Source organism: Nocardioides sp. J54 (assembly GCF_000519005.1).
Classification (GTDB): Bacteria; Actinomycetota; Actinomycetes; order Propionibacteriales; family Nocardioidaceae; genus Nocardioides.
Genome location: NZ_KI912530.1, coordinates 20,528 through 37,728, shown reverse-complemented (window position 1 = coordinate 37,728; position 17,201 = coordinate 20,528). Strand labels below are relative to the sequence as shown.

At 73.4% G+C, this 17,201-nt stretch carries 20 protein-coding genes and 1 tRNA gene; 17 read left to right on the top strand and 4 right to left on the bottom strand.

Annotation, left to right across the window (positions count from 1 at the left end):
- Positions 1-3: 3 nt before the first annotated feature.
- On the top strand, positions 4-588 hold the full coding sequence (locus NOCJ54_RS0122810) for a hypothetical protein (RefSeq protein WP_028657321.1): 585 nt from the start codon (positions 4-6) through the stop codon (positions 586-588).
- Between the two features lie 10 nt (positions 589-598).
- Positions 599-1,240, top strand: coding sequence for a TetR/AcrR family transcriptional regulator (locus tag NOCJ54_RS0122805; protein ID WP_051486308.1), 642 nt, complete (start codon positions 599-601; stop codon positions 1,238-1,240).
- Here NOCJ54_RS0122805 and NOCJ54_RS0122800 read toward each other — a convergent pair.
- Complete coding sequence (locus NOCJ54_RS0122800; protein WP_028657319.1) at positions 1,206-2,393, bottom strand: MFS transporter; 1,188 nt, start codon at positions 2,391-2,393, stop codon at positions 1,206-1,208. The two genes, NOCJ54_RS0122805 and NOCJ54_RS0122800, sit on opposite strands and share 35 nt — an antisense overlap.
- A 55-nt stretch (positions 2,394-2,448) precedes the next feature.
- Between NOCJ54_RS0122800 and NOCJ54_RS0122795 the strand changes: the two genes are divergently transcribed.
- From NOCJ54_RS0122795 to NOCJ54_RS0122780, 4 genes are all read left to right on the top strand, one after another.
- The gene (locus NOCJ54_RS0122795) at positions 2,449-3,009 is read left to right on the top strand and encodes a histidine phosphatase family protein (protein WP_028657318.1); all 561 of its coding nucleotides are present in this window, start codon (positions 2,449-2,451) and stop codon (positions 3,007-3,009) included.
- A 61-nt stretch (positions 3,010-3,070) separates the two neighbouring features.
- Positions 3,071-3,745, top strand: coding sequence for a DUF6758 family protein (locus tag NOCJ54_RS0122790; RefSeq protein WP_051486307.1), 675 nt, complete (start codon positions 3,071-3,073; stop codon positions 3,743-3,745).
- A 73-nt stretch (positions 3,746-3,818) separates the two neighbouring features.
- Complete coding sequence (locus NOCJ54_RS0122785; RefSeq protein WP_028657316.1) at positions 3,819-4,694, top strand: PHP domain-containing protein; 876 nt, start codon at positions 3,819-3,821, stop codon at positions 4,692-4,694.
- Entirely contained in the window at positions 4,691-5,299 is a 609-nt protein-coding gene (locus tag NOCJ54_RS0122780; RefSeq protein WP_028657315.1) for a MarC family protein, read from the top strand. The genes NOCJ54_RS0122785 and NOCJ54_RS0122780 overlap by 4 nt, the downstream gene beginning before the upstream one ends.
- Before the next feature lie 272 nt (positions 5,300-5,571).
- Here the strand turns inward: NOCJ54_RS0122780 and NOCJ54_RS0122775 are convergent, their stop codons facing one another.
- Positions 5,572-6,333 carry an SDR family NAD(P)-dependent oxidoreductase gene (locus NOCJ54_RS0122775; protein WP_028657314.1) on the bottom strand — a complete coding sequence of 254 codons (762 nt, stop codon included), beginning with the start codon at positions 6,331-6,333 and terminating at the stop codon, positions 5,572-5,574.
- A 75-nt stretch (positions 6,334-6,408) separates the two neighbouring features.
- Between NOCJ54_RS0122775 and NOCJ54_RS0122770 the strand changes: the two genes are divergently transcribed.
- Together NOCJ54_RS0122770 and NOCJ54_RS28775 are read left to right on the top strand one after the other, a co-directional pair.
- The gene (locus NOCJ54_RS0122770; protein WP_028657313.1) at positions 6,409-7,200 is read left to right on the top strand and encodes a ParA family protein; all 792 of its coding nucleotides are present in this window, start codon (positions 6,409-6,411) and stop codon (positions 7,198-7,200) included.
- A 3-nt stretch (positions 7,201-7,203) separates the two neighbouring features.
- Positions 7,204-7,938, top strand: a complete 735-nt coding sequence (locus NOCJ54_RS28775; RefSeq protein ID WP_051486306.1) for a L,D-transpeptidase — start codon at positions 7,204-7,206, stop codon at positions 7,936-7,938.
- A 99-nt stretch (positions 7,939-8,037) separates the two neighbouring features.
- Here the strand turns inward: NOCJ54_RS28775 and NOCJ54_RS27815 are convergent, their stop codons facing one another.
- A complete protein-coding gene (locus NOCJ54_RS27815) occupies positions 8,038-9,561 on the bottom strand; it encodes a DEAD/DEAH box helicase (protein ID WP_232221871.1) in 1,524 nt (507 codons plus the stop codon).
- Between the two features lie 272 nt (positions 9,562-9,833).
- On the opposite strand from NOCJ54_RS27815, the gene NOCJ54_RS0122755 reads away from it, so the two are divergent.
- The gene (locus NOCJ54_RS0122755; protein ID WP_028657312.1) at positions 9,834-10,535 is read left to right on the top strand and encodes a ferritin-like fold-containing protein; all 702 of its coding nucleotides are present in this window, start codon (positions 9,834-9,836) and stop codon (positions 10,533-10,535) included.
- An 18-nt stretch (positions 10,536-10,553) separates the two neighbouring features.
- On the opposite strand, the gene NOCJ54_RS0122750 is transcribed toward NOCJ54_RS0122755, so the two are convergent.
- The gene (locus NOCJ54_RS0122750) at positions 10,554-11,471 is read right to left on the bottom strand and encodes a sterol desaturase family protein (protein WP_028657311.1); all 918 of its coding nucleotides are present in this window, start codon (positions 11,469-11,471) and stop codon (positions 10,554-10,556) included.
- 133 nt (positions 11,472-11,604) lie between these two features.
- On the opposite strand from NOCJ54_RS0122750, the gene eno reads away from it, so the two are divergent.
- From eno to NOCJ54_RS0122710, 8 genes are all read left to right on the top strand, one after another.
- Positions 11,605-12,882, top strand: coding sequence for a phosphopyruvate hydratase (eno, locus tag NOCJ54_RS0122745; protein WP_028657310.1), 1,278 nt, complete (start codon positions 11,605-11,607; stop codon positions 12,880-12,882).
- A 13-nt stretch (positions 12,883-12,895) separates the two neighbouring features.
- Positions 12,896-13,504 (top strand): FtsB family cell division protein, encoded by a 609-nt coding sequence (locus NOCJ54_RS29245; RefSeq protein ID WP_084255647.1) that lies wholly within the window; start codon positions 12,896-12,898, stop codon positions 13,502-13,504.
- A gap of 26 nt (positions 13,505-13,530) precedes the next feature.
- Positions 13,531-14,025, top strand: a complete 495-nt coding sequence (locus NOCJ54_RS0122735) for a DUF501 domain-containing protein (RefSeq protein ID WP_051486318.1) — start codon at positions 13,531-13,533, stop codon at positions 14,023-14,025.
- Between the two features lie 10 nt (positions 14,026-14,035).
- Positions 14,036-14,950 carry a Ppx/GppA phosphatase family protein gene (locus tag NOCJ54_RS0122730; RefSeq protein WP_028657308.1) on the top strand — a complete coding sequence of 305 codons (915 nt, stop codon included), beginning with the start codon at positions 14,036-14,038 and terminating at the stop codon, positions 14,948-14,950.
- Positions 14,947-15,669: a uracil-DNA glycosylase gene (locus NOCJ54_RS0122725; RefSeq protein ID WP_232221867.1), complete on the top strand. Its 723-nt coding sequence runs from the start codon at positions 14,947-14,949 to the stop codon at positions 15,667-15,669. The genes NOCJ54_RS0122730 and NOCJ54_RS0122725 overlap by 4 nt, the downstream gene beginning before the upstream one ends.
- An 18-nt stretch (positions 15,670-15,687) precedes the next feature.
- The gene (locus NOCJ54_RS0122720; RefSeq protein WP_028657306.1) at positions 15,688-16,212 is read left to right on the top strand and encodes a glycine cleavage system protein R; all 525 of its coding nucleotides are present in this window, start codon (positions 15,688-15,690) and stop codon (positions 16,210-16,212) included.
- Complete coding sequence (gene def, locus NOCJ54_RS0122715; RefSeq protein WP_028657305.1) at positions 16,209-16,763, top strand: peptide deformylase; 555 nt, start codon at positions 16,209-16,211, stop codon at positions 16,761-16,763. The genes NOCJ54_RS0122720 and def overlap by 4 nt, the downstream gene beginning before the upstream one ends.
- A 28-nt stretch (positions 16,764-16,791) precedes the next feature.
- A tRNA-Leu gene (locus tag NOCJ54_RS0122710) sits at positions 16,792-16,865 on the top strand.
- Positions 16,866-17,201 lie beyond the last annotated feature (336 nt).

Here is a 17,201-nt window from a genome sequence, read left to right as displayed (position 1 = left end):
GCCATGACCGTCTCGTCCTCCACCACCGGTGCGGCCCCCGCCAGCGGTGCGCGCACCGGCACGCTCGGCGCCCTGCCGCGGGCCGGGCAGTCCCGCTCGGGCGTCGCCCCGCTGAAGAACGACAACGCGGCGCTGCTCCAGGTCGTGCTGTTCTGGGTCGGCGCGATCCTGCTGCCGCTCGGCCTCGTGGTCATCGTGCTCGGCTGGTACGGCGCCGCGAACACGCCCTACCAGTACGACCAGCTGTCCTACCTCGTCTCCGGCGGCCTGCTCGGGCTCGGGCTCACCTTCTGCGGCGGCTTCCTCTACTTCGGGGCGTGGCTGGCGCGGATCGCCGCGGACGGGCGCGAGTCGTCCAGGCGGCTGGCCGACACCCTGCTCCTGCTCGCCGAGGTGAGTTCGAGCAGCAGCGCCACCGACGTGCACGGCGCCGACCTTGGCGCGGTGCCGGTGACCGCCGGCGGCGGCTCGGTCGTGCACCGCCGCGACTGCTCGCTCATCTCCCACCGCGACGACCTGGCCCCCGTCGGTGACGGCGGCGCGCACCTCACCGTGTGCCGCCTGTGCCGGCCCACGCTGCGCGGCTGAGTCCAGCCACGTGGAGCTCTCGACCACCGCACTCCCCACGGCGCTGAGCGCCAAGGGCACCCGGCTCAACCGTCGTGGTCGCGAGACCAGGCAGCTGCTGCTGCGCGAGGCCGTCCACTGCCTGGCCGAGGGCGGCCCCGACGCGGTCAGCGCCAACGCGGTCGCCCGGCGCGCGGGCGCCACCTGGGGGACCATCCAGCACCAGTTCGGCGACGCCGACGGACTGTGGGCCGCGGTGCTGGACCACATCGCCGGGCAGACCGGCCTCAGCGGCCTTCCGGTGCCGAACCAGCCGACCGTCGCCGGGCGGGTGGAGGCGGTCGTCGACCTGATGTGGTTCGCGGTGCAGCAGCCCAGCGCGCTGGCGTTCTACCAGCTGCGGGCCAACCTGCCGCACCGCCGCGAGCAGCTCGAGCAGGCCTACCCGCGCACGGCCCGCGCCATCGCCCGGTGGGACGAGGAGTGGGCCGCCCTGTGCGAGCGGTCGTTCGCGGGCCTGGGCATCGAGGCGGACAAGCTGATGCGCGTGCGGCACCTGCTGCCGGGCGCGCTGCGCGGCCTGTACGTCGAGGGCGACCTCGGCGGCTACGTCGACGTGGACGAGGGTCGTCGGGGCCTCAGGGACGCGCTGACGTCGTACCTGCGGGGGTGACGTCGGCGCTCGCCGCGGCGAACCACCGGGCCAGCGGCAGCAGCGCCAGCACGAGCAGCATCGGCACGACGAACCCCAGGCGCAGCTGGTCCTGGCCGACCACGCCGGTGAGCACGGCGCCGAGCAGCCCGCCGACGTAGTTGAACTGGTTGAAGCGGGCGATCACCGCGTCCACGCGCTCGACCGACCCGCCGGCGATCCGGCCCGCTGCAGAGAAGCTCAGCGGGGCGACCACCGAGATGCCGGTGCCGACGACGGTGAACCCGATGACCGCGACCGGCCAGGTCGGGGCGAGGGTCACCACGAGGAGCCCGACGCACGCCACGAGCGCCCCGACCCGCAGGACCGCGACGGCGCCGTACCGCTCGACGAGGTGGTCGCCGGCCAGGCGCACCAGCAGGCTCGCGACCAGGTAGGGCAGCGTCGCCAGCGCGACCCAGCGCGAGGGTGCGTCGAGCACCTCGTCGACGTAGACCGCGCCCCAGGTCTGCGAGGCGGTGTCGACCATGTAGAAGACGACCATGCCGAGGCCGACCAGCAGGATCGGGCGCCACGGGACACCGGGCAGGTCCGCCTCGGGGGCGTGGTCGGCGGCGGCGCTGGCGGCGCGGGGCAGGAAGCCGGCGGTCGCGGCCAGGAGCCCGACCACGCCGACCAGGGCGGTCCACCCCAGCGGGAGCCCGGCGGTGGCGAGAGTCGTCGCCGCGCCGAGCAGGCCGCCGAAGGTCCAGCCGCCGTGGAAGCTCGGCAGGATAGGGCGGCCCCAGGCGCGCTCGATGGCGACCGCCTGCATGTTCGTCGAGGCGTCCACGACACCCAGCGCGACGCCGTACACGCCGACGCCGAGGAGGAACACCGGCCACGCCGGAGCAGCCAGCATCACCGCCGCACCGGTGCCGATGAGCACCAGCCCGGCGCGCAGGAGGCGGGCGCTGGACGTGCGCGGCGCCAGCCGCTCCGCCACCACCGAGCCGGCGCCGGCGAGCAGCACGATCGCGAGCAGCACGGCCGAGACGCCGAGCTCACCGAGGTCCCAGCGGTCCTTGATGTCCGGCAGGCGCGTGGTGAGGCCGATGAACACGAAGCCCTGGGTCGCAAAGGCAGCGGCGACGGCCAGGCGGCGGCGGGCGAGCGGCGTCCCGGCGACAGGCATGCCGGGATCCTGCCACGCACCGGGCCGGTGCGCCGGTGACTGGCAGGATGGGGCCATGGCCGACACCGTGACCCTCGTCCGCCACGGCGCCACCGAGTGGAGCCTGTCCGGCCGGCACACCTCCGCCACCGACCTGCCGCTCCTGCCCGAGGGCGAGCGCGGCGCGAAGGAGGTCGCGGCCCGGCTTGCGGCGTCGGCCTTCGCCGAGGTGCTCACCAGCCCGCGTCAGCGGGCCCGACGGACCGCCGAGCTGGCCGGCTTCCCCGACGCCGAGGTCGTGCCGGACCTCGTGGAGTGGTCCTACGGCGACTACGAGGGACGCACCACCGCCGAGATCCGCGAGGACGTGCCCGGCTGGTCGATCTGGACCCACCCCGCACCGGGCGGCGAGACCGCCAACGAGGTGGCCGCGCGCTGCGACCGGGTGGTGGAGCGGGTCCGTGCCGCGTCCGGCCCGGTCCTCGTCTTCGCGCACGGCCACGTGCTGCGGGCACTGACGGCGCGCTGGCTCGGCCTGCCGGCCTCGGAGGGCCGGCTGTTCCGGCTCGACACCTCCACGGTGTCGGTGCTCGGGCACGAGCGGGAGACCCCCGTCCTGCTGCGCTGGAACTCCTAGCGGTCGCGGCACGCGGCTGCGGTACTTGACGAACCCGTCCGTGCGCAGCACGGTTGCGGACATGTCGAGCGAGCAGTCGGGCGGCGACGTGCGGGTCGAGTGCCCGCGCTGCCCTGCGCCGGTCGCGGAGGTCGGGGACGGCCAGTGGTCCTGCCCCGAGCACGGGGTCGTCGCCCCCCTCTGGCGGCCCGCCGCCGCGTCGTACGACGCCTTCGCCGCCCACCTGCAGCGGCTGGTCGCGTTCCCGACCTACCTGCCGTGGCCGCTCGGCCCGGGCTGGACCGTCAGCGACTTCGCGGCCGTCGCCACCAAGGGCGGGGAGGCGCGCGCGACGATGACCTGCGTGTCCGGGGCCAGCCAGCTCGACGGCCCGGTCGACGTGATGGTCGTCAGCGAGGAGCCGGGCACCGGCTTCGGCGCGCGCGTCGCGGGGCTGGCCGGCGACGGCACTGGGCGGCTCGACCCCGGCCACGAGGTCGGTGAGGGGCCTGCCCCGGTGCGGGTGCGCGTCGACCAGCGGCCGGTCGGGCTGTGGCCGGTGTCGGTCAGCGCGATGCCGGGGGAGTGGGACCGCTCCGTGCTCGCCGGGGAGGCTGGCGGGCGCTGGCTGTGGCTCGTGCTGCGGCCGGCGTCGGCGATCCTGCTGCTGCGCGATGACTGGATCCTGCGCGACGTGTCCGCCACCGGACCGGGCCTGGTCGCGCTGCCCTTCGGCGGCGCCGCACCGCCCTGGTGAGCTCGCGGAGGGTGACGACGCTCACCGCGTCGACGGATCGTTGTCAGACAATCTGCGGCACTAACCTCGTCTGGTGACGATCGACCTCCACACCCACTCGCGCGTCAGCGACGGCACCGCGTCCCCACGCGACCTCGTGCACGCTGCCGCGGCCGCGGGGCTGCAGGTCGTCGCCATCACCGACCACGACACCACCCTCGGGTGGGACGAGGCCGCCGCCGCGGCCGTCGAGGCCGGCGTCGCGCTGGTCCGCGGCATCGAGGTGAGCACCCGCTTCCGCGGTGCCGGTGTGCACCTGCTCGCCTACCTGCCCGACGCCGGCGACGCGGCGCTCCAGGAGGAGCTGTCCCGCATCGTCCGCGGCCGCGAGGACCGCGTGCCCACGATGCTCGCCCGCCTGCGCGAGCTCGGCATCCCGGCCACCGAGGAGGCGCTGGCCGCCTCCGCCGGCGACAGCGAGGTCACCGGACGGCCCCACGTGGCCGACCTGCTCGTGCGCCTCGGCGTCGTGCGCGACCGCGACCAGGCCTTCGCGGAGTACCTCGCCGACGGCGGACCGGCCTTCGTGGACCGCTACGCGCCCGAGCTGCCCGCGATGCTGTCCGTCGTACGCGCGGCCGGCGGGGTGCCCGTCCTCGCGCACCCGTGGGGCCGCGGCTCGGCGCACGTGCTCGACGAGCGGGCCATCGCCGGGCTCCGGGACCAGGGCCTGGCCGGGATCGAGGTCGACCACCTCGACCACGACCCGGGGACCCGCGACCGGCTGCGCGCCATCGCGCAGCGGCTCGACCTGGTCGTCACCGGCTCCAGCGACCACCACGGCACCGGCAAGACCGGGCACGACCTCGGCTGCGAGACCACCGCACCGGACCAGCTGGCGCGCATCCTCGACCTCGCCGCGTCCCTCGGCTCACCCACCACTCTCATCGGAAAGGCAGAACTGACGTGATCGAGCACGTGCTGCTCGTCGAGGTCTTCGTGACCCTCTTCGTCATCATGGACCCGGTCGGCACCGTCCCGATCTTCCTGTCGCTCACCGCCGGTCGCGCCCCCGCGACGGCCCGGCGCGCGGCGTGGCAGGCGGTCGCGGTGTCCTTCCTGGTCATCACGATGTTCGCCTTCTTCGGCCAGAAGATCCTCGACTACCTGCACATCTCGCTGCCCGCGCTGCAGTGCGCCGGTGGCCTCCTGCTGCTGCTCATCGCGCTCGAGCTGCTGACCGGCAAGGAGGAGGAGTACGCCGCCAGCGGCGACGCCAACATCGCGATGGTCCCGCTCGGCACCCCGCTGCTCGCCGGGCCCGGCGCGATCGTCGCCGTCATGCTCTTCGTCAAGCAGATCGACGACTGGGGCAGCGGCCTGTCGGTCGCCATCGGCATCGTCCTCGTCCACATCGCCCTGTGGGCCGCGATGCGCTACTCGCTGCCGATCCTGCGCCTGATCCGCGAGAGCGGCGTCCTGCTCGTCACCCGCATCGCCGGCCTCCTGCTCTCCGCCATCGCCGTCCAGCTCGTCGCCGACGCCGTCCGCGCCTTCATCGCCGGCGAGGGCTGACCGCCCCTCCCCGCGCCACCCCACTCGTCGAGACGTCACTTCTGGCTCGTTGAGTGGTCAGTTGTGGCAGGTCGAGACGTCACTTCCGGCTGGTCGACTGGTCAGATGAGGCCCGTTGAGTGGTCACGTCGCGCCGACGTACGCGCCTGACCACTCGACGGGCCGTTGGTGACGCTTCAACACGTCACAGGTGACCACTCAACCCGCCACAGGTGACCACTCAACCCGCCCCAAGTGACGTCTCGACGAGCCAGAAGTGACGTCTCGACGGGTTACTTGCGGCCGAGGGACTGCAGGCCCTGGAGGGCGGAGCGGGGGACGAGGCGGGTGACGCCGACGATCGCCTTGTAGCGCTTGGAGGGGATCGAGATCGCGCGGCCGCGGTCGAAGTCGGCCAGCGCCTCGCGGACGAGCTGGTCCGGGTCGAGCCAGAGGGGCCGCGGGGCGGAGGAGTCGCGGTCGACACCGAGCCGCTCGTGGAACTCGGTGCGCACGAAGCCGGGGCACAGCGCCATCACGGTGACCCCCTCGCGGCGGTACTCGGCGTGCGCCCACTGGCTGAACGAGTTCACCCACGCCTTGGCGGCGCTGTAGGTGCCGCGGGGGAGGTACGCCGCGACGCTGGAGACGTTGATGACGCCGCCGTGGTGCCGCTCGACCATCCCGCCGAGGGCGGCGTGGGTCAGCCGCAGCACGGCCCGCACGAGCACGTCCTGCTGGGCCTGCTCGACGTCGACCGGGTTGTCGAGGAAGCGTTCCTTGAGCCCGAAGCCGGCGTTGTTGACCAGCAGGTCGACCGGCCGGCCGCGGTCGGCGAGGCGGGCCTCGACCGTCGCGAGCTGCCCGGGGTCGGTGAGGTCCGCCGACAGGGTCTCGGCCTCGACGCCGTACGTCGAGCGCAGCTCCTTCGCGACCGCCTCCAGCCGGGCGGAGTCGCGGGCGACGAGGACCACGTCGTGGCCGCGGCCGGCGAGCTGGCGGGCGAACTCGAGTCCGATGCCGGCGGTGGCGCCGGTGACGAGTGCGGTCGGCATGGGCCCAAGTCAACACCACACCGGAGTTCGGAGGCGTCCGCCCGCGGCAGCGCGGCGTCCGGCATGATGTCCTCGATGAACGCGAAGGCTCCCGGCACCACCATCCTGGCTGTCGCCAACCAGAAGGGCGGCGTCGCCAAGACGACGTCCGTGGCGTCGATCGGTGCGGCGCTCGCCGAGCGCGACCAGTCGGTCCTGCTGGTCGACCTCGACCCGCAGGCGTGCCTGACCTTCTCGCTGGGCATCGACCCCGAGGACCTGGAGCTGTCGGTCCACCACGTGCTCACCAAGGGCACCGCGGTCGACGAGGTGATCATCTCCACCGATGACGGCGTCGACCTGCTGCCGGCGACCATCGAGCTCGCCCGCGCCGAGGCCGACCTGCTCACCCGCACCGGCCGCGAGCACGTCCTGCGCGGGGTCATGGAGGACCTGGCCGCGGCCGGCACCCACTACGACTGGGTGCTGCTCGACTGCCCGCCGTCGCTCGGCGTGCTGACCGTCGCCGCACTCACCGCCGCCACCGGCGTGCTGGTCCCGCTGCAGTGCGAGACGCTGTCGCACCGCGGCGTCGGCCAGCTGCTCGACACCGTCCACGACGTACGACGCTTCACCAACCGCGACCTCGAGGTCTGGGGCGTGCTGCCGACCCTGTACGACGGCCGGACCAACCACGCACGCGCGGTGCTCGACACGATCTCCGAGACCTACGACCTCGAGGTCGTCGAGCCGCCGATCCCGAAGACCATCAAGTTCGCCGAGGCGCCGGCTGCCGGACGCTCGATCCTCGCGACGAGCCGCTCCAGCAAGGGCGCGCAGGCCTACCGCGAGGTCGCCGGCACCCTCCTCGCCCGGGCGGCCCGCTGACCGATGGGTGCACACCGGGCCCCGCGGCAGGGGCGGCACAAGGCGCCGGTCGCCGGCAAGCGCAGGGCCAGCAGGACCCGCCCGCGCTACGGCCGGATCACCGCGTTCGGTGCTGCCCTGTCCGTGACCGCCGTGGCGGTCGCCGGTGGGCTCGGCCTGCTGCCGGCCGGCGGTGACCGCTCCGACGCGGCCGCTTCCGTCGCCCAGCCGCAGCAGGCGGGGCCGGCCGTCGCGGGCACCTCCGCGCGCTCGGAGGAGACCCGCAAGCCGACGCCGAGCCGCGCGCTCGTCGACGTCGACGGCACCCGCGTCGCCGCGGTGTCCGGGACGACCAGCCTGCCGCCGGACTCCGGCGAGGGCCGCCGCATCGTGTTCAGCGAGGGCCAGCAGCGGGTGTGGCTGGTCGACGACGCCGGCAAGGTCGTGCGCACCTACCTCGTCTCGGGCAGCCTGACCGACAACCTCTTCGAGGGCACCTACGAGGTGTTCTCCCGCAGCCGCCACGCGATCGGCATCGACGACTCCGGGACGATGGAGTACTTCGTGCGGTTCACCCACGGCACCGGCGGCGCGGCGATCGGCTTCCACACGATCCCGGTCGACGACGGGAAGCCGGTGCAGACCCGCGCCGAGCTCGGCACACCGCAGTCGCACGGCTGCATCCGCCAGGCGCGCCGCGACGCGATCGCGCTCTGGGACTTCGCCCCGGTCGGTACGACGGTCGTCGTCACCGCCTGACCCTGACCTGACCCGGCAGACCCGGCACCCGGAAACACACGACCGCCCGGGGCCGGAGCCCCAGGCGGTCAGCTGTTCGTGGTCCCGGAGGACCGGAGGTCAGGCCGAGGCCGACTGCGTCTCCGCGGAGCCGCCCTGCTCCTGACCACCCTGGGCCTGCTGCTGGGCCTGCTGCTGGCCGCCCTGGCCGCCACCGCTGCTGCGGCGACGACGGCGACGGTTGCGGCTGGCGCCGGCGGGTCGCTCGGAGCCGCCGTCCTTCGCCTCGGTCGTGCCGCTGCCCTCGGTCGAACCCTCGACCGGCTGGCCGCCGCGGGTGCGGGTCCGGGTGCGCGTCCGGTTGCGGTTGCGCTCGCCGCCGGAGCGACGCTCGCGGTCACCGGAACGCTCGCCACGGTCTCCACGGTCACCGCGGTCGCCACGGGGAGCCGGCGGGGCCGGGGGAGCGATGCGCCCCTTCGTGCCCGGCGCGATGCCCTGGTCGTGGTAGAGGTGCTCGGAGGTGGAGTAGGTCTCGACCGGCTCGTCGAACGGCAGGTCCAGCGCCTTGTTGATCATCTTCCAGCGGTGCACGTCGGTCGCGTCGACCAGCGTGATCGCGATGCCCGACGCGCCGGCGCGGCCGGTGCGGCCGATCCGGTGGACGTAGGTCTTGTCGTCCTCGGGGCAGGTGTAGTTGATGACGTGGCTGACGCCGGCGACGTCGATGCCGCGGGCCGCGACGTCGGTCGCGACGAGGACCTGGATCTTGTCCTCGCGGAACTTCGTCAGCGCCTTCTCGCGCGCCACCTGCGCCATGTCGCCGTGCAGCGGGCTGGCCTTGAAGCCACGCTCGACGAGGTCGTCGGCGACGCGCTGGGCCTGGCGCTTGGTGCGGGTGAAGATGACGACCTTGCCGGCGTCCTCGGCCTGCAGCACCCGGCCGATGATCTCCGGCTTGTCGAGGTCGTGGGCGAGGTAGATGAACTGCGCGGTGGCGGGCACCGTCGCGTTCTCGTACGACGACTCGGCGCGGATGTTCATCGGGTGGCGCATGTGGATGCGGGCCAGCGCGACGATCGCCGAGGGCATGGTGGCCGAGAACAGCATGGTCTGGCGGGTCTCGGGGGTGAGCCGGAGCAGCTTCTCCACGTCGGGGAGAAAGCCGAGGTCCAGCATCTCGTCGGCCTCGTCGAGCACGAGGGCGTGCACGTGGGAGAGGTCGAGGACGCGGCGGTTCGCGAGGTCGATCAGGCGGCCGGGGGTGCCGACCACGATGTCCACGCCCGTCTCGAGGGCCTCGATCTGCGGCTCGTAGCCCACGCCGCCGTACACCGTCAGCACGCGCAGGCCGCGGTCGGCCGAGGCGAGGTGGAGGTCGCTGGAGACCTGGAGCGCGAGCTCGCGGGTCGGGGCCACGATGAGCGCCTGCGGCTTGCCCTCGGGGATCTCGGCGTAGTCGGGGTCGGTCGGCGCGATGCTGCGCTGGATGACCGGGATGCCGAAGGCGAGGGTCTTGCCGGTGCCCGTGCGGGCCTGGCCGATGAGGTCGGTGCCCATGAGCGCCACGGAGAGGGTCATCTCCTGGATGGCGAACGGGTGGGTGATCCCGGCGCGGTCGAGCGCGTCGCAGATCTGCGGCATCACACCGAGGTCGCGGAAGGTGGGCTTCACGGCCGGGTCCGTGGTCTCCACGGTCTCGGCGGGCTCGGTGGACGCAGCGGTGATGTCGTTGGAAGTCAGTGTTCTGTTCGCTTTCGTGAGTGTCGTCGGCCGGGGTGGCAGGCGCCAGAGTCAAAGCGGCCGATTCACACTCAGCCGCGCACATACGTGGGCGGGTGCCCGGGCGGTGCCGGTCCGGATCGGGGGATCGGACTGGCTCTCGCCGACCTCCAGTGTACTTGTAGCCTGCTCCCATGGCTGAATCTGCCGACGCGACGCTGTCCTCCGCCGACGCCGACCCGGCCTACCGCGAGGCCGTCGTCGACCTGCTCGGGGTCATCGCGTACGGCGAGATCTCCGCCTTCGAGCGCCTTGCCGAGGACGCCAAGCTGGCGCCCACGCTGGCCGACAAGGTCGACCTCGCGACGATGGCGAGCACCGAGCTCACCAAGGTGCACGCGCTGTCCGACCGGATCCGCGAGCTCGGCGCCGACCCGTTCGTGGCGATGGAGCCCTTCCGCGAGCCGCTCGACGAGTTCCACCGCCACACCGCCCCCGCCGACTGGTACGAGGGCCTCGTCAAGGCCTACGTCGGCGACGGGCTGGCCAACGACTTCTACCGCGAGATCGCGGCCTACCTCGACCCGGCCACCCGCGACCTGGTCATCACCTCGATGGAGACCGGCACCCACGCCGCGTTCGTCGTCGACCGGGTGCGCGCGGCCATCGCCGAGGACCACCGCCTGCACGGCCGGCTCGCCCTGTGGGGGCGCCGGCTGATGGGGGAGGCGCTCACCCAGGCCCAGCGGGTCGCCGCCGACCGCGACGCGCTCACCGCGCTGCTCTCCGGCGGGGTCGACCGCCCCGGCCTCGACCTGGCCGCGATGGGCCGGATGTTCACCCGGCTCACCGAGCGGCACATGGAGCGGATGGGCGAGCTCGGCCTCGACGCCTGAGCCCGGCTCCTTCCCCGGTCAGCCCTGGCTGCCCGCCCCGGCCGGCTCTGCCTGCTCCGCGTGCTCGACCGGCTCCGGCGTCCAGCCCGGCGGGCCGAAGAGGTAGCCCGCCCGCTCGCGCCAGGACCGGGCCCTCCGCACGTCGCGGGTGATCTGCGCGTAGTCGCCGTACTGCAGCGTGAGGAGGTTGTAGGTCTCGACCTTCTTCGTCAGTCCGTACGTCGGCCGGTGCAGCTCGGGCTGGAAGGAGCCGAACAGCCGGTCCCAGATGATGAGGATCCCGCCGTAGTTCTTGTCGAGGTACTCCGGGTCCGAGCCGTGGTGCACCCGGTGGTGCGACGGGGTGTTGAACACGAACTCGATCGGCCGCGGCAGCTTCCCGATCGTCTCGGTGTGCACGAAGAACTGGTAGATCAGGTTGAAGCCGAACGCGACGTAGATCGTCCACGGGGCGAAGCCCAGGAACGGCAGCGGCAGCCAGAAGAAGAACTCGAACCAGGGGTTCCACTTCTGCCGCAGCGCGGTGCCGAAGTTCATGTACTCGCTGGAGTGGTGGGCCTGGTGGCCCGCCCAGCCGATGTTGACCCGGTGCACGAACCGGTGCGAGCCGTAGTAGCCGAGGTCGACGGCGAGGATCACCGCCGGCCAGTACCACCACGCGTCGGTGGGCAGCTCGAGGGGCGCGAGGTGGACGAAGACCAGCGAGTAGACGACGAACGAGCCGATCTTGAAGGCCAGCGTGAAGAAGAGCGAGATGGCGCCCATCGAGATCGACGTCCGGGCGTCACGGCGTTCGTAGCCGGTCGGCTCGCGGCCGCTGACCGGGTCGTCGTGGTCCAGCCACTTCAGGGCGGCCAGCTCGATGGCGATGGTGAGGAAGAAGAACGGCACCGCGTAGGTGACCGGGTTCTTCATCGGGTCGAGCAGGTCGTGCACAGCAGCTCCTCGCAGGGGTGACTCGTCGGAAAGTTACCCCGCCGGTGAACGCGCGGTGGTCGCTTCCCGGACGCGGGCCCCGGGAGCACTAGGCTGGCGTGCGACGTTCCCCGCACCGGAAGGCACAAGAGAAGTGGCAGCCATCGAAGCCGTCGGCGCCCGCGAGATCCTCGACTCGCGCGGCAACCCCACTGTCGAGGTGGAGGTCCTCCTCGACGACGGATCCTTCGCGCGGGCGGCGGTGCCCAGCGGCGCCTCCACCGGCGCCTTCGAGGCGGTCGAGCTGCGTGACGGCGGCGACCGGTACGCCGGCAAGGGCGTGCAGCAGGCCGTCACCGGCGTGATCCAGGCCCTCGGCCCGGCCATCGAGGGCCTCGACGCCGCCGACCAGCGGCTCATCGACCAGACCATGCTCGAGGCCGACGGCACCCCCAACAAGGGCAAGGTCGGCGCGAACGCGATCCTCGGTGTCTCGCTCGCCGTGGCGCGTGCCGCCGCCGACTCCGCGGACCTCCCGCTCTACCGGTACGTCGGCGGCCCGAACGCCCACCTGCTGCCGGTCCCGATGATGAACATCCTCAACGGTGGCGCCCACGCGGACTCCAACGTCGACATCCAGGAGTTCATGATCGCCCCGATCGGCGCGCCGACCTTCCGCGAGGCGTTGCGGATGGGCGCGGAGGTCTACCACGCGCTGAAGTCGGTGCTGAAGGCCAAGGGCCTCTCCACCGGCCTGGGCGACGAGGGCGGCTTCGCGCCGAACCTCGAGTCCAACCGCGCGGCGCTGGACCTGATCGCCGAGGCGATCGACAAGGCCGGCTACACGCTGGGCTCCGACGTCGCGCTCGCGCTCGACGTGGCCGCCACCGAGTTCTACGCCGACGGCGCCTACACCTTCGAGGGCCAGTCCCGCACGGCCGCCGAGATGACCGCCTACTACGCCGAGCTCGTCGGCGCGTACCCGATCGTCTCCATCGAGGACCCCCTCAACGAGGAGGACTGGGACGGCTGGCGGACCATCACCGAGGAGCTCGGCGACAAGACCCAGCTCGTCGGCGACGACCTGTTCGTCACCAACGTGGAGCGCCTGCAGCGCGGCATCGCGGGCGGCCAGGCCAACGCGATGCTGGTCAAGGTCAACCAGATCGGCTCGCTCACCGAGACCCTCGACGCCGTCGACCTGGCCCACCGTGCGGGCTACCGCAACATGATGAGCCACCGCTCGGGCGAGACCGAGGACACCACGATCGCCGACCTCGCGGTGGCGACCAACTGCGGCCAGATCAAGACCGGCGCCCCGGCCCGCTCCGACCGCGTCGCGAAGTACAACCAGCTGCTGCGCATCGAGGACGAGCTCGGCGACGCCGCGCGCTACGCCGGCGCCGCGGCCTTCCCGCGCTACCAGGGCTGACCCGGAGCCAGCCGTGGCCGACGAGCGCCGAACGTCCCGCAAGCCGGGCCGCCCCGCATCGGGGCGGTCCGGTCCGCGGTACGCCGAGCGCCTCAAGGCCCAGCGCAAGCAGGCCGCCCGCGACCGGCAGGCCGCGCTCGTCCGCGCCCGCGCCGAGCACCAGCGCCGCTCCCGGCTCACCGGCCGGGCGGCGATCCTGGTGCTCGTGCTCGCCGTGCTGGCGGTCTCCTACGCGTCCTCGCTGCGGGCCTACCTGCAGCAGCGCGAGGAGATCGACCAGCTCCAGGCGCAGATCGACGAGCGCAAGGAGAACATCGCCGAGCTCAAGCGCGAGAAAGAGCGCTGGCAGGACCCGGCGTACGTCGGCCAGCAGGCCCGCGCCCGCTTCGGGTACGTGCCGCGCGGCGAGACGCCGTTCGTCGCCATCGGGCCCGACGGCAAGCCGATCGACGCCTCCGCCGAGCTCAGCGACCCCTCGCGGCTGGACGACCCCGACGAGCGGGCGTGGTACGAGGACGCCTGGGACTCGGTGAAGGTCGCCGGCAACCCGCCCACGAGGGTGCCCGCCCCGAAGAACGAGATCCGGGCGCCCAAGGAAGACCTGGAGGACCCGTCAGAGTGACCGAGCGCGAGAAGGACGAGGCGGTGATGGCCGCCCAGCTCGGTCGACCCGTGCGCGGGGTGCACGACATCGGGCACCGCTGCCCGTGCGGCAACCCGGACGTGGTGACCACGGAGCCCCGGCTGCCCGACGGCACCCCGTTCCCGACGACCTACTACCTGACCTGCCCCCGCGCGAACGCCCGCATCGGAACCCTCGAGGCCGAGGGCGTGATGAAGGAGATGCAGGACCGGCTGGGCACCGACGCCGAGCTCGCCGCGGCGTACCAGCAGGCCCACGAGGCCTACCTCGCCGACCGCGCCGCCGTCGCCCGCGCCGGCGGCTTCGACGTGCCCGAGATCGAGGGCATCTCCGCCGGCGGCATGCCCAACCGCGTGAAGTGCCTGCACGTGCTCGCCGCGCACGCCCTCGCGGCCGGCCCGGGCGTGAACCCCCTCGGCGACGAGGTCCTCGAGCTGCTCGGCGACTGGTGGGCCAAGGGCCCGTGCGTGACGGTCGACGAGGCCGTCGCCGCCGACTGATGAGCCGCTGATGGGCGAGCCGATCGCCGCGATCGACTGCGGCACCAACACCATCAAGCTCCTCGTCGGCGACCCCGCCGGCGATCCCGACGGGGTGCGCCGCGAGGCACGGATGATCCGCCTCGGCCAGGGCGTCGACGCGACCGGCGTGCTCGCGCCCGAGGCGCTCGACCGCGCGTTCGCCGCGATCGACGAGTACGCCGCGATCATCCGCGACGCCGGGGCCACGAAGGTCCGCTTCTGCGCCACCTCCGCCACCCGCGACGCGGGCAACGCCGCCGAGTTCACCGAGGGCGTCCTCGCCCGGCTCGGCGTCGCGCCCGAGGTGCTCTCCGGCGAGGAGGAGGCACGGCTCGCCTTCGACGGGGCCGTCCGCGGCATCGGTCCCGACCTCGCCGGACCGGTGCTCGTGGTCGACGTCGGTGGTGGCTCCACCGAGCTCATCCTCGGCGACCCCGCCACGGGGCCGAGCGCCGCGCACTCGATGGACGTCGGCTCGGTGCGGCTGCACGAGCGCCACGTGCGGCACGACCCGATCGACGTGGTGGAGATCGCCAACGTCGTCAGCGACGTCGAGGCCGCGCTGGCCGCCTGCCCGGTCGACCCGGCCGCCGCCGCGACGGTCGTCGCGGTCGCCGGCACGAGCACCACCATCGCCGCCGGCGTGCTCGACCTGCCCGCCTACGACCGCGACGCCATCCACGGCCAGGAGCTCGCCGTCGCCGACGTGCAGCGCCTCGTCGGCCGGCTGCTCGGCATGAGCGTCGCCCAGCGGCGCGCCCTCGGCTGGATGCACCCCGGCCGCGCCGACGTGATCGACGCCGGCGCGCTCATCGTCTCGCGGGTGCTCGGCGAGGTCGCCGTGCCGACGATCCGGGTCGCCGAGACCGACATCCTCGACGGGATCGCCTGGTCGCTGCGGTGAGCGACCCCGGCGAGGCGATGGCGCGGCTGGACGCGCGCGTCGTCCGCTGCCGGAAGTGCCCCCGCCTCGTCGCCTGGCGCGAGCTGGTCGCCCGCGAGAAGCGGGCCGCGTTCGCCGACGAGGAGTACTGGGGCCGCCCCGTCCCCGGCTTCGGCCCGGTCGACGCGCGGATCCTCGTGATCGGCCTCGCTCCCGCCGCCCACGGCGCCAACCGCACCGGCCGGATGTTCACCGGCGACCAGTCGGGGGACTGGCTGGTCGCCTCCTTCCACCGTGTCGGCCTCGCCAACCAGCCGACCAGCACCAGCATCGACGACGGCCTCGAGCTGCACGGCCTGCGGATGACCGCCCCCGTGCGGTGCGCCCCGCCGGCCAACAAGCCGACGCCCCAGGAGCGGGAGAGCTGCGCCGGCTGGCTCGACCGCGAGCTGGCGATCCTGGCGCCGTCGGTGCGCGTCGTCGTCGCCCTCGGCGCGATCGGCTGGAACGCCTCCCTCCACGCGCTCGGCCGGGCCGGCTGGACCGTGCCCCGCCCGCGCCCGAAGTTCGGCCACGGCGCCGAGGTGGCGCTGGCACCGGCCTCCCGTCGTACCCGCCGCAGCGAGGTGACGCTGCTCGGCTGCTTCCACCCCAGCCAGCACAACACCTTCACCGGCCGGCTCACCGCGCCGATGACCGACGAGGTGTTCCGCCGTGCCCGGGAGCTCGCCGGCGACTGAGGCTGGGATGATGGCCCGGTGAGCAACGACCTGTACGCCGTCACCGTCATCGGCCACGACCGGCCGGGCATCATCGCCGAGACCACCGCGGGCCTCGCCGGGCTGGGCCTCAACATCGAGGACTCGACGATGACCCTCCTGCGCGGGCACTTCGCGATGATGCTGCTGTGCCGCGGCGCCGTCGCGGCCTCCGACGTCGAGGGTTCCCTCGCGCCGCTCGCCGCCGGCGGGGACCTGGACGTGTCGGTCCGCCCGGTCGTGGACGAGGTCGCCCCGGGCTCCGGCGGCACCTCGTGGGTGCTGACCGTCCACGGCGGCGACCGTCCCGGCATCGTCTCCGAGGTCGTCGGCCAGGTCGCCCAGGCCGGCGGCAACATCACCGACCTCACCACCCGCCTCTCCGGCGACCTCTACCTGCTCGTCGCCGAGATCGCGCTGCCCGAGGGCGCCGACGCCACCGGCGTCGAGGCCGCGATCCGTGCCGCCGCGGAGCGGGTCGGCGTGACCGCCACGCTGCGCCCGGTGGAGGCCGACGAGCTGTGAGCAGCGAACGTGTCGCGGCCTGGACCGAGGCCGAGCTCGGCGTCGAGGGCCGTGTCCTCGACGTCGTGACGGCCCCCGCCGGTGTCCTCTCCGAGCGCGGCGCCGACGTCGACCCCACCGCGGCCGACATGGTCCAGCTCGCCGCCGACCTCGTCGCCACCATGCGCGTCAGCCCCGGCTGCGTCGGCCTCGCCGCCAACCAGGTCGGGGTCGGCGTACGGATGTTCTGCGTCGACGTCACCGAGCACCCCAAGACCCGCACCCACCACGGCACCTTCGTCCTCTGCAACGCCGAGGTCGTCGCGTCCAGCCGCAACGAGAAGGCCCGCGAGGGCTGCATGAGCGTCCCCGACTTCACCGGCGACGTGAAGCGCGCCTCCCGCCTCACCGTCCGTGGCCAGCTGCCGCTGACCGGCGAGGAGGTCGAGCTCTCCACCGACGCCTTCGAGGCCCGCGCCCTCCAGCACGAGATCGACCACACCGACGGCTTCCTCTTCCTCGACCGCGTCGCCGGCGCCCACGCGATCTACCCCCGCCAGACCTACCTGTGAACACCTGACACGGCCCCGGCCGTCGCCCGCCCCCGTATCCCAACTGGCAGAGGAAGCCGCCTTAAAAGCGGCGAGTTCCGGGTTCGAGTCCCGGCGGGGGCACCCCTGGATTGATTTGCGCGAGCGTGTCGCCTGTCGAGGGCGGCGCGCAGGCACTCGCAAGTTCGGCCCGCACTTGCCCTCGACGCGCCTCCGGCGCGGGCGCCACGCTGCCGCGCACGCGGTTGGCTCCGGTGGATGGCACAGTCCGCCTGGCGGCAGGCCCTGGGTTCGCTTCGCCGGACTTCCGGTGGTTGAGGTGCGAGGCGCCCCGGCGCCGAGCCTCGAAACCTCCGGGCCCCACGAGGCGGGCTGTGCCCGGCACAGTCCGGTGAACCGGGGCGGGTGGTTTCGAGGCTCGGCCGCGGGCGGCCTCGCACCTCAACCACCGGCGGGGGC

What these genes read in the sequence shown, in the direction of transcription:
- NOCJ54_RS0122810 (WP_028657321.1), top strand. Translation starts at nt 4, where the DNA reads ATGACCGTCTCGTCCTCCACCACCGGTGCGGCCCCCGCCAGCGGTGCG.
- NOCJ54_RS0122800 (WP_028657319.1), bottom strand. Translation starts at nt 2,393, where the DNA reads ATGCCTGTCGCCGGGACGCCGCTCGCCCGCCGCCGCCTGGCCGTCGCC.
- NOCJ54_RS0122795 (WP_028657318.1), top strand. Translation starts at nt 2,449, where the DNA reads ATGGCCGACACCGTGACCCTCGTCCGCCACGGCGCCACCGAGTGGAGC.
- NOCJ54_RS0122790 (WP_051486307.1), top strand. Translation starts at nt 3,071, where the DNA reads ATGTCGAGCGAGCAGTCGGGCGGCGACGTGCGGGTCGAGTGCCCGCGC.
- NOCJ54_RS0122775 (WP_028657314.1), bottom strand. Translation starts at nt 6,333, where the DNA reads ATGCCGACCGCACTCGTCACCGGCGCCACCGCCGGCATCGGACTCGAG.
- NOCJ54_RS0122770 (WP_028657313.1), top strand. Translation starts at nt 6,409, where the DNA reads ATGAACGCGAAGGCTCCCGGCACCACCATCCTGGCTGTCGCCAACCAG.
- NOCJ54_RS28775 (WP_051486306.1), top strand. Translation starts at nt 7,204, where the DNA reads ATGGGTGCACACCGGGCCCCGCGGCAGGGGCGGCACAAGGCGCCGGTC.
- NOCJ54_RS27815 (WP_232221871.1), bottom strand. Translation starts at nt 9,561, where the DNA reads ATGCCGCAGATCTGCGACGCGCTCGACCGCGCCGGGATCACCCACCCG.
- NOCJ54_RS0122755 (WP_028657312.1), top strand. Translation starts at nt 9,834, where the DNA reads ATGGCTGAATCTGCCGACGCGACGCTGTCCTCCGCCGACGCCGACCCG.
- NOCJ54_RS0122735 (WP_051486318.1), top strand. Translation starts at nt 13,531, where the DNA reads ATGGCCGCCCAGCTCGGTCGACCCGTGCGCGGGGTGCACGACATCGGG.
- NOCJ54_RS0122730 (WP_028657308.1), top strand. Translation starts at nt 14,036, where the DNA reads ATGGGCGAGCCGATCGCCGCGATCGACTGCGGCACCAACACCATCAAG.